Raw genomic sequence first — 10,706 nt, 5'->3', positions numbered from 1 at the left:
GCTGCGGCGCACGATTGCCCCGACACAGGGAGGAACGAACGATGTCGCTGGCGATCAGGGCAGAAGGCCTGGTCAAGCACTACGGGGAGACCAAGGCTCTCGACGGGGTCGACCTGGAGGTGCCGGAGGGGAAGGTCGTGGGCGTGCTCGGGCCGAACGGCGCGGGCAAGACCACGGCGGTGCGGGTGCTGGCCACGTTGCTGCGCCCGGACGCGGGACACGCCACGGTGCACGGGCACGACGTGGTGAAGGACCCGAGGGCGGTCCGGTCGCTCATCGGGCTGACCGGGCAGTACGCGTCGGTCGACGAGGACCTGTCCGGCACGGAGAACCTCGTGCTGCTGGCCCGGCTGCTCGACCACTCCCGTGCGGGGGCACGGGCGCGGGCGGCCGAGCTGCTGGAGCAGTTCGAGCTCACCGACGCCGCGGGGAGGGCCGCGAAGACGTATTCGGGGGGTATGCGCCGGCGGCTCGACCTCGCGGCCAGCCTGGTCGGCAACCCGTCCGTGCTGTACCTGGACGAGCCGACCACCGGGCTGGACCCGCACGCGCGCAACGAGGTGTGGGCCGTGGTCCGCAAGCTCGTCGCGAACGGCGTCACGGTGCTGCTCACCACGCAGTACCTGGAGGAGGCCGACCAGCTCGCGGACACCATCACGGTGTTCGACCACGGGAAGGTGGTGGCCGAGGGACGGCCCGACGAGCTCAAGCGGCGGGTCGGCAGCCAGACGTTGCAGGTGCGGCCGACGTCGGCGCGCGATCTCGACGTGGTGCAACGGATCCTCGGCGACCTCACCGGGTCGGCTCCGACGCGCGACGACGACACGGGGCTGCTGACGGCACCCGTCAACGACCCGGTGCTGCTGTCCACGCTGGTCCGCAAGCTCGACGAGGCCGGGATCACCGCGGACGAGCTGGCGCTGCGCCTGCCGTCGCTCGACGAGGTCTTCCTCGCGCTGACCGGCAAGCAGACCGAGGGGAGCCTGGCATGAGCACCATCGCGCTGGACAGGGGGACGCGGCACGGGCTCACGCTGGCGTGGCGCGGCATCCTCAAGATCCGCAAGAACCCCGAGCAGCTGGCGGACGTGACGATCGCGCCGATCGTGTTCCTGGTGATGTTCACCTACCTCTTCGGCGGCGCGCTCGCCGGGAACACCGATGCTTACCTGCAGATGCTCGTGCCCGGCATCATGGTCATGAACATCCTCCAGGCCAGCATGACCGCGGGCGTGCAGCTGAACACGGACGTCTCCAAGGGCGTGTTCGACCGGTTCCGCTCGATGCCGATCGCGCGGTCGGCGCCGTTGATCGGGGCGGTGCTCGCGGACGTCGTGCGGTACGTCGTGTGCATCGTCGTGCTGCTGGTCGTGGCCGTGGTCATGGGTTTCCGGGTGCAGACCGGCCCGGCGGAGCTGGTGATCGCGGCGGGACTCGCGATCCTGTTCGGACTGTGCTTCTGCTGGGCGTCGGTGTTCGTGGGCATGCTGCTCAAGACGCCGCAGGCCGTGCAGGGCCTGATGTTCGTGCTGATCATGCCGCTGACGTTCGGCAGCAACGTGTTCGTCGGCACCTCGACGATGCCGGGCTGGCTCAAGGCGTGGGCGGACATCAGCCCGGTGAGCCTGCTGGCGGACGCGCTGCGCGGGCTGCTCAACGGCGGCGCGATCGCCGGACCGCTCACCGGGTCGCTGATCTGGATGGTCGGCGCGGTCGCGGTGTTCTTCCCGCTCGCGATGTGGGCCTACCGCAAGCGCGTGTGAGCACTCGGCGACGAGGCGGGCATCAGCGGATGCCCGCCTCGTCGCGCACCTGTTGCACCGCTTCGGGTTTCGTGATCGCCAGGCGCTCCGGCTCGCCGAGCTTCGCGACGAGCCCGCGCACGTCCGGGTCGCCCAGGTCGAGCCGCCCGCGGATGATGTGGGCGCAGGCGAGCAACCGCCTGGTCGCCTCGTCGCGGCCCTGCGCGTCGCGGATGATCGCGAGCATCTCGGTCACCCCGGCGAGGTCCGGCATGTCGCCGCGGTCCGACGTCGTTCCGATCGCCACCGCGACCAGGGCCGAGGCGTCGTCGAACCGGCCGTCGGCGAGGGCGATGCGCGCGTCGAGCGTGGCCGCCCACTCCGCGACGAACGACCCGAGCGTCGACGACGCGGAAGCGCGGCGCTTGAACGACTCGCTCAGCGCGCGGGCCTCCTCCACACCGCCGGCGCGCAGCGCCACCTCGGCCTTCGCGTACTGGAGCATGGTGGACAGCTGGTCGTTGCCGACGTCCCGGGTGAACTGCTCCGCCCCGGCGATCTCGCGCGCCGCGGCCGCGTGGTCGCCCATCCGCGAGTACTCCACCGCGAGCCGCCACCGCTGCTGCACGGCGTCGTCCTGCGACCGCAGCTCCGTCGCCACCGCGAGGCCCCGCCGGTACAGGTCGATCGCCGCCTGGTTGTCCCCGGTGTGCGAGACGAACGCGGCCTTCATGCCGAGCGTCATCGCCGAGCCCCACCGGTCGCCGATGGCCGAGAACTGGTCGTACGCCCGGTCGCGGGCCCGTTCGGCGCCGTCGAGGTCGCCGTCCTCGACCAGCATGAAGCTCAGCGCCCACTCCGCGCCCGCCCGCGCCCACGGGTCGTCGCTCTCCGCCGCCCGCTTCACCTCGCGCCGCCCCAGCTCGTGGTTCTGGCTGAGGAACGCGAGCATCGGCAGCGCGATCGCGAGCGACGGGTACTTCAGGACGGCGCCGGAGCTCACGCAGTTCTCGATGACGGTCGCCGCCTCCGCCGCGTCCGTCACGCCGGGCACCGCGGCCATGATGAGCTGCATCGCCCGGAACGTGGCGCGGCGGTCGGGCGGCAGCCGGTCGCCGAGCGCGAGCACGTCGCGCACCGACATCTCGGCGCGTTCGTTGTCGCCCTTGACCAGCCAGTACCAGAACACGCCGCCGAGCAGGTCCGTCGCCAGCTCGACCTCGCGGTCGTCCACGGCCCCGCGCAACGCGGCGATGATGTTGTCCTGCTCGGCCTCGTAGACCTCGATCGCCTCGATCTGCCGGGCGGTGCGGGTCAGCGGCTCCCACCGTTCGGTCAGGTCGCGGTAGTAGCGCCGGAACCGGCCGACCACCTCGTCCTTCTCGCCGGAGGAGTCGAGCTGCTCGTCGGCGTAGACCCGGATCGTCTCCAGCATCCGGTACCGCGGCTCGCCCTCGATCTCGACGACGTCCACGATGGACTTCTCGACCAGCGAGGTGAGCACGTACAACGCGTCCGGCAGGCAGACGGCCTCGATCGCCGCCAGGTCGGCGCCCGCGGGGAACACCGCGAGCCGCCGGGCGAGCCGCAGCTCCTCCTCGGTCAGCAGGTCCCAGCTCCACTCGACGACCGCGCGCAACGTCCGCTGCCGCGGCAGCGCCGTGCGGCTGCCCGAGGTGAGCAGCCGGAACCGGTCGTCGAGGCGCTGGGTGATCTGCCGGACCGTCATCGACCGCAGGCGTGCCGCCGCCAGCTCCAGCGCGAGCGGCATGCCGTCGAGCCTGCGGCAGACCATCAGCACGTCGTCCACAGTGGACTCGTCCAGCCGGAAGCCAGGCTTCACCGCGGTCGCCCGGTCGAGGAACAACCGCACCGCGCCGAACCCGGACACGTCCGCCTGCCCGTGGGGCACGGCCAGCGGGCCGACGGGGCACAACGACTCGCCGTCGATCGCGAGCGGCTCCCGGCTGGTCGCGAGCACGCGCAGGTTCGGCACCCGCCGCAGCAGCTCGGTGGTGAACTCGGCGGCCGCACCGATGAGGTGCTCGCAGTTGTCCAGCACCAGCAACGAGTCGCCGGCGCCGAGCACCTCGGCGATGCGGTTCATGCCCTCGCCCGCCCGCCGCAGCGGGTCGCCGGTGAACGTGACCTCGAACGCGCTGAGCACCGCACCCGCGAGGTCCTCCGCCGCCCGGATGCCGGCCAGCGCCGCGAACCACACGCGTCCCTTGCCGTGCAGCGGATGCCGCGCCGCGACCTCGGTCGCCAGCCGCGTCTTGCCCGCACCGCCGGGCCCGACCAGCGTCACGAGCCGCGCCTGGCCCAGCAGCCCGCCGATCTCCGCCAGCTCGTCCTCCCGGCCGACGAAGCTGGTGAGCCGCACCGGCAGCCGGTCGACCACCGGCCGCGGCCCGAGCTCCCCGCGCACCGCCGCCAGGTGCACGTCCTGCAGCTCCTGCGACGGGTCCACGCCCAGCTCGTCGGCCAGCCGCCCGCGCACCTCGGCGTAGACGTGCAACGCGTCGGACTGCCTGCCCTGCGCGCACAACGCCCGCATCAGCAGCCCGGCCAGCCGCTCCCGCAGCGGGTGCTTCTCGTGCATGGCGGTGAGCGCGGCGACGTCCAGCTCACCGGTCCGGAACCGGTCCTCCTCGGCGGCCAGCCGGGCCTCGTCCAGCCGCGCCGCGGCGGCCTCGGCGAACGGCGCCTCCCGCACGTCCGCCAGCGCCTCCCCGCGCCACAGCCCGAGCGCCTCGTCCAGCCGCCCGGCGGCGCGCAGGCGTTCGAACCGGAACACGTCGACGTCGTCGGCCGCGATCCCGAGCCGGTAGCCGCCGGGCTCCAGCGCGACCGGGCAGACCTTCCGCAGCCGCGACACCAGCGACTGGAGCGCGTTGGACGCGTCCGCGGGCGGCTGCTCACCCCACAGGTCGTCGATCAGCGCCGTCGTCGGCACGGGCCGGCCGGGGTCGAGCGCGAGGCGGGCCAGGAGCATGCGGACGCGGGCCCCACCGATGTCGACCGGTGTGCCGTCGTCGGTCTCGGCGGCCGTCGGACCCAGCAATGCCACGCGCACGGGTCCAGTTTCCCAGATCGCGAGAGACGACCAGACCCGAACGCCCGCTCAGGCGGGTCGCCAGCCCAGCTCCGGGCCCAGCTTCGTCGCGATGTCGGTGAGGATCTGCACGTAGTCCTCGTGCTCGAAGCTGAACGGCAGCGCGAACGCCACCTCGTCGACCTCCTGGAACGCGAGGTGCGCGTACAGCTGCTCGGCGATCTCCGCGGACGTGCCGATGATGTCGCGCGCGAACATCATCCGCCGGGGACCGATGGGGGAGGCGGTGCGCGGCGTGCGCTGGTCCACGTAGGCCTGGTACTTCGCGCGCTGCTCCGCGGAGGCCGAGTCGGTCGGGATCACGACCAGGCCCTGCGAGACGCGGCCGCCGCCCGCCTCGCGGAACGCCTGGACATTCGCCCGCTGCGACTCGGCGAAGTCCTCGCTCTGCTCGGCCTGGATCACGTTGCTGGTCAGCAGGTTCATGCCGTGCTCGCCCGCCCACGCGGCCGAGCGGAGGCTGCCGCCGCCGTACCACATGCGGTCGCGCAGGCCCGCCGCGTGCGGCTGGACGCGGTCCGACCACACCTCGATGCCCTCGACGCCGCTGAACGACGCGACCTTCTCGCCGCCGATGAAGTCCAGCAGCCGCTGCACGCGGTCGTAGCTGAAGTTCTCGAGGTCGGCGGTCTCCGGGTAGAGCGCGCCCTTGACGTCGTCCCAGTGCATCGGCGGGCCGACGCTCACGCCGGGGTTGAGCCTGCCGCCGGAGAGCACGTCGACCGTGGCGAGGTCCTCCGCGAGGCGCAGCGGGTTCTCCCAGCCGAGCGGGATGACGGCGGTGCCCAGGGCGATCCTGCTGGTCCGCTGGCTGGCGGCGGCGAGGAACGCGACGGGGGAGGAGATGCCGAACTGGAGGTGCCGGTGCCGCACCCAGGCGCTGTCGAAGCCGAGCTCCTCGCCGAGCGCGATGACGTCCAGCGTGGACCGGTGGCCCGCACCCGGGTCGTTCTCGTCGAACAGTCCGATGGTGAGAAAACCGAGCTTCCGCAACGGGTCTGACTTCCGCGGCACGGACCCCTCCTCAGTCGAGTCTGCCGCCCAGTTTAGGTGACGTCTCAACTACGTCCAGATGGTGGAACCAGGCTGAAGGTGAGGGTGAAGGAGGCTTCCCGCGCGTGCAACCGGTGCTGCGGCAGCACGCCGGGGCCGCAGGACGCCGTGCCCAGGCCGTTCTGGGCCAGGTCGAGGTTGAGGTACACGCGGTCGCGTGGGACCAGGTCGGTCGTGTGCCGGGCGGCGTCGAGGTCCTCGCTGGTCCAGCGGCGGGCGGTGAAGCCGAACGTCGGCTCGCCGTCGACCCGGACGTCGCCGATCCGCAGCCACCGCACGTCCGCGCGGTTGCCGTTCTCCTGCGGGAAGACGTACGGCGTCTGCAACGCGTCCACGGTGAACTCGTAGCGCCCGATCCGCGCCGCCTGGCGGCTGTCCGCGTAGGCCTCGCCGGGACCACCGCCGAACCACTCCACGGTGTCGAGCCCGGACGGCAACGCCAGGCGCAGGCCGAGCCGGGGCAGCGTGCACGGCCACTCACCGTCGGGCGTGACGTCGACCCGCAGGCGCAACCGGTCGCCGTCGGCGGTCCAGGTGTAGTCGGCGAGCATGCCGAACCCCAGGCTCGGCGGCGCCACCCGCGTGCGCACGACCAGCGACGTCTCCCGCGGGTCGACCTCGACCACGCGGTGCTGGAGCCGGTGCAGGCCCGCCTCGCGCCAGGCGCGGTCCTCCGGGTGCGCCGAGCCGCGGTCGTTGTCCGTCGGGGCACGCCAGAGGTCGAGGCGCGGGCCGTCGACGGGGTGCTCGCCGAGCCGGGTCAGCAGGCCGGTGACCGGGTCGAACTCGCCAGGACCGAGCCACAGGACGTCGCCGTGACCGACCAGCTCCACCGCGCCGACCGCCGGTGCGGGGGCCGGTTCGGCGACGACGATCTGGCCCCAGCCGACGACGTGGCCGGCGTCGGCCCAGGTCGTGGCGGAGGACAGGGAGGCGCGGACGGTCAGCAGGCCCTCGCCGGAGACCGCCGGCACCTCCGGCAGCGCGACCTCCACCCGCGCTCCCGGTGCGACCGGCGGCACGTCGAGCGCACCCGCGGCGACCTCGATGCCGTCGTCCTCGCAGACCCAGTCGAACCGCAGGTGGCCGAGCGGAACGTGGTCGTACAGGCTCGTGATCCGCAGGCCCTCCGCGGACCCGGTGATCCGGACCGGTTCGAAGACCTTGGCGAACTCCAGCAGGCCCGGCGACGGCGTGCGGTCGGGGAACACCAGCCCGTCGACCACGAAGTTGCCGTCGTGCAGCGGTTCGCCGAAGTCGCCGCCGTACGCGAAGTGCCCGTCCTGCTCCAGGCCGTGGTCGATCCACTCCCAGACGAACCCGCCCTGCACGGTCCGGTGCCGCTCGAACAGCTCGCGGTACTCGAGCATGCCGCCCGGCCCGTTGCCCATCGCGTGCGCGAACTCACACAGCACGAACGGCAGGTCGTGCGCGTGAGTGCGGCCGATCTCGTCGACTTCCTCGTGCGAGGCGTACATGCGGCTGTAGACGTCGACGTACTCGCAGTCGTGGTCGCCCTCGTAGTGCACCGGCCGGGACGGGTCGCGGTCGCGCGTCCAGGAGGCCATCGCCGCCAGGTTGAGGCCGGTGTGCGACTCGTTGCCCAGCGACCACAGCACGATCGACGGGTGGTTCTTGTCCCGCTCGACCATCCGCCGCATCCGGTCGAGGTGGGCGTCGGCCCAGCGCGGGTCGTCGCTCGGGTTGCCGGCCCAGCCCAGCGGCTCGAACCCGTGGGTCTCCAGGTCGCACTCGTCGACGACCCACAGCCCGTGCTCGTCGCACAGGTCCAGGAAGTGCGGGTCGGGCGGGTAGTGGCTGGTACGCACGGCGTTGACGTTGTGCCGCTTCATGAGCAGCACGTCCTGCAGCGCCGTCTCCCGCGGCACCGCCCGTCCGGAACGGGGGTGGTGCTCGTGCCGGTTCACGCCGCGGAAGACGATCCGCGCGCCGTTCACCGTGAGCACGCCGTCCTCGATCGCGACCGTGCGGAACCCGATCCGCACCGGCACCCGTTCGGCGTCGGTGTGCACGACACCGTCGTACAGGCGCGGGTTCTCCGCGCTCCACGGCTCGACCGGCAGTGAGAGCTCCTGACCGGGCAGCAGGTCGTGGACGTCCAGCTCCGGCACGGACACCATCGCGCCCGCCACCTGCAGCGTGCCCAGGCCGGTGACGTGGTCGTAGGAAGCGGTGAGCTGGTAGTCCGCGACACCACCGCGCGGGCGCGACAGCAGCGTGACGGACCGGAAGATCCCGGACAGCCACCACATGTCCTGGTCTTCGAGGTAGCTGCCGGACGACCACTGGTGCACGCGCACCACCAGCACGTTCCTGCGCGGCCGCAGCAGGTGCCCGACCTCGAACTCGCTCGGCAGTCTGCTCCCGCGCGTCACGCCGAGCTCGTCGCCGTTCAGCCACACCCGCCCGCACGAGTCGACGCCGTCGAACCGCAGCACCGCGGGCTCGTCCGGCCAGTCCGCCGGCAGGTCGAACGTCAGCCGGTGGTCGCCGGTCGGGTTCTCCGACGGCACGAACGGCGGCTCGACCGGGAACGGGTAGCGCACGTTGGTGTACGCGGGCTTCCCGTGGCCCTGGAGCTGCCAGTGGCCCGGCACGGTGATCGCGTCCCAGCCGCTGTCGTCGAAGTCCCCGGTGTCCAGCGGCGCGTGGGCGTGGGACGACAGGCGGAAGCGCCACGTGCCGTCCAACGGTAGCGAGGCCGCGTCGGAGGTGAAGAACGCACGCGGCGGCAGCGCGCCGGTGCCGGGGGACGGGTCTTCGACGTACGACAAGGTCGTCAGCCCCTTCGCCGGGTTCCGTGACCGCTCCCGTGAACGTTCACGGGCCGTCGCGAAGCATCGGTCGCACGGGTGGGGCTGTCAAGCCCTCAGGCCGACTCGCGCACCACGAGCACGCCGTCGACCTGCAGCTCTTCGTCGGGCAGCAGGGGGTCGCCGTGCAGGAGCCTGCCCGCCTGCTCGATCGCGAGCGCGCCGATGCGGGTGGTGTCGAGCGCGACGCTGGTGAGCGCCGGGTCGACGACCGTGCCGAGCTGGAGGCCGTCGAACCCGACCACGGCGAGGTCGTCCGGCACGATCCGGCCCAGCCGCCGGGCGGCTTTGAGCGCGCCGACGGCGATGACGTCGTTGTAGGTGAGCACGGCGGTCAGGCCGGGGTGCCGCCCGAGCAGCTCGTGCAACGCCTCGGCGCCGCCGTCGACGGACTGCACGGCGTTGCCGACGAGGTGCGCCGGAAGGCCGTGCTCGGTCATCGCGCCGGCGAACCAGTCGTGGCGCGGGCTCGGTCCGGCGCGGCCCGCGTGGTCGAGCATGCCGATGCTGGTGTGGCCGCGGGCGACGAGGTGGCCGACGGCTTCGCGGATGCCCGCCCGGCCGTCGACGCGGATCGAGCTGAACCGCGGCGTGTGGTGCTCGCGGCCGATCAGCACGGCCGGGATGCCGGTGAGGTGACCGTCCAGTTCGGACTCGCCGAGGCTGAAATAGCCGACGACGGCGTCCACTTGGGACACCGCGACCGCGAGAGTGCTCTCCTCCGCGGTGCTGTCGGCCGTGTCATAGACGATGACGTGCCAGCCGCGAGCACGCGCGGCCTCCAGCGCACCGGCGGCGACCTCGGTGAAGAACGGGTTGAGCAGGTCGGGGATGACGAGCCCGATCGTGGTGCTGTCCTGCCGCACGAGCCCGCGCGCGAACCGGCTCGGCCGGTAGCCGAGCTCCTTCGCGGCGTCCAGGACCCGCTGCTTGGTGCCGCCGTCGATCTCGCCCTTGTCGTTGAGAGCCCGCGACACCGTCTGCCGCGAGACCCCGGCCGCCCGCGCGACGTCGTTGATCGTCACGCGCCTGCCCACGTGGTCACCTCTCGTCCGACTGCGACCGAGTATGCAGGGCGTCGAGCACGACGGTGATCGCGGCGCGCGAGTCCCGCCGCACGGCCGCGGTGATCCGCCGCGTCACCGGCAGCTCCTTCGTGACGACGTCGAACCGCCGGTCCACGGCCAGCGCGGGCAGCACCGCGACCGCCAGCCCCGCCTCGACGTGCTCGAGCGTCAGCATGTAGTTGCTGAACCGGCCGACCACCTTCGGCTCGAACCCGGCCTGCCGGCACAGGCGCGTCGCGAGGTTCGCCATGTAGGAACCGGGCACGTCGAACGCCCACGGCTCGTCCGCGCACGCCGCGAGGTCGTTCTTCGGCTGGCCCGGCGGCGACAGCAGCACGATCGGGTCCTCGCCCAGCGGCACGACGTCGATGTCCTCCGGCACCGGCAGCTCCACGAAGTCGGTGGTCGTGATGATCACGTCGACCTCGCCCGCGAGCAGCGCGGGCATGCTGGCGTGCGGCTCCAGCTCGACGATCTCGACGTTGAGGTGCGGGTGGTCGAGCGTCCGGAGCGCGGGCACCGCGAGCGTGTGGACCGAGCTCTGGAACGCGCCCAGCCGGATGCGCCCGGACGGCTCGTCGTTCAGGCCCCGCAGCTCGGCCTCGACGGCCTCCATCTGGTCGAGGATCGACCGCGCCCGCCGCGCCAGGATGAGCCCGGCCGACGTGAGCCGGACGCGCCGCCCGGTCCGTTCGAGCAGCTGCGTGCGCGTCTCGCTCTCCAGCACCGCGAGCTGCTGCGACACGCTGGAGGCACTCAGGTTCGCGGCCTGCGCCACGGCCCGCACGGTGCCCAGCGCGTCGAGCTGGCTGAGCAGGCGCAGGCGCCACGGGTTCAGCGTCATGCTGTGCAGTATTTCCGAACAGCGAGCGTGGCATCGTGAGATGGACCTGACG

The 10,706-nt window shown here is 72.5% G+C and carries 7 protein-coding genes; 2 read left to right on the top strand and 5 right to left on the bottom strand.

What is annotated here, in order from left to right; genetic code table 11:
- Nucleotides 1–41: 41 nt before the first annotated feature.
- Nucleotides 42–992 (top strand): ATP-binding cassette domain-containing protein, encoded by a 951-nt coding sequence (locus tag VF330_RS39905; protein ID WP_330856950.1) that lies wholly within the window; start codon nt 42–44, stop codon nt 990–992.
- Nucleotides 989–1,762: an ABC transporter permease gene (locus VF330_RS39900; protein ID WP_330856949.1), complete on the top strand. Its 774-nt coding sequence runs from the start codon at nt 989–991 to the stop codon at nt 1,760–1,762. Before VF330_RS39905 ends, VF330_RS39900 begins: the two co-directional genes overlap by 4 nt.
- A gap of 22 nt (nt 1,763–1,784) precedes the next feature.
- On the opposite strand, the gene VF330_RS39895 is transcribed toward VF330_RS39900, so the two are convergent.
- The 5 genes from VF330_RS39895 to VF330_RS39875 form a co-directional block, all read right to left on the bottom strand.
- Nucleotides 1,785–4,817 (bottom strand): BTAD domain-containing putative transcriptional regulator, encoded by a 3,033-nt coding sequence (locus VF330_RS39895; protein ID WP_330856948.1) that lies wholly within the window; start codon nt 4,815–4,817, stop codon nt 1,785–1,787.
- A gap of 48 nt (nt 4,818–4,865) precedes the next feature.
- Entirely contained in the window at nt 4,866–5,870 is a 1,005-nt protein-coding gene (locus tag VF330_RS39890) for an LLM class flavin-dependent oxidoreductase (RefSeq protein WP_330856947.1), read from the bottom strand.
- A gap of 44 nt (nt 5,871–5,914) precedes the next feature.
- On the bottom strand, nt 5,915–8,704 hold the full coding sequence (locus VF330_RS39885) for a glycoside hydrolase family 2 TIM barrel-domain containing protein (RefSeq protein WP_330856946.1): 2,790 nt from the start codon (nt 8,702–8,704) through the stop codon (nt 5,915–5,917).
- A 95-nt stretch (nt 8,705–8,799) separates the two neighbouring features.
- The gene (locus VF330_RS39880; protein ID WP_330856945.1) at nt 8,800–9,780 is read right to left on the bottom strand and encodes a LacI family DNA-binding transcriptional regulator; all 981 of its coding nucleotides are present in this window, start codon (nt 9,778–9,780) and stop codon (nt 8,800–8,802) included.
- A gap of 4 nt (nt 9,781–9,784) precedes the next feature.
- Nucleotides 9,785–10,654, bottom strand: coding sequence for a LysR substrate-binding domain-containing protein (locus tag VF330_RS39875; protein ID WP_330856944.1), 870 nt, complete (start codon nt 10,652–10,654; stop codon nt 9,785–9,787).
- Nucleotides 10,655–10,706: the final 52 nt, after the last annotated feature.

Source organism: Lentzea sp. (assembly GCF_036380075.1).
Classification (GTDB): Bacteria; Actinomycetota; Actinomycetes; order Mycobacteriales; family Pseudonocardiaceae; genus Lentzea.
Note: the sequence above shows the minus strand (reverse complement) of the source record. Positions and strands in the feature narration are given on the sequence as shown.

Bases quoted from the DNA above. Each gene is read 5' to 3' on its own strand.
- VF330_RS39875 (WP_330856944.1), bottom strand. From the start codon at position 10,654: ATGACGCTGAACCCGTGGCGCCTGCGCCTGCTCAGCCAGCTCGACGCG.
- VF330_RS39905 (WP_330856950.1), top strand. From the start codon at position 42: ATGTCGCTGGCGATCAGGGCAGAAGGCCTGGTCAAGCACTACGGGGAG.
- VF330_RS39900 (WP_330856949.1), top strand. From the start codon at position 989: ATGAGCACCATCGCGCTGGACAGGGGGACGCGGCACGGGCTCACGCTG.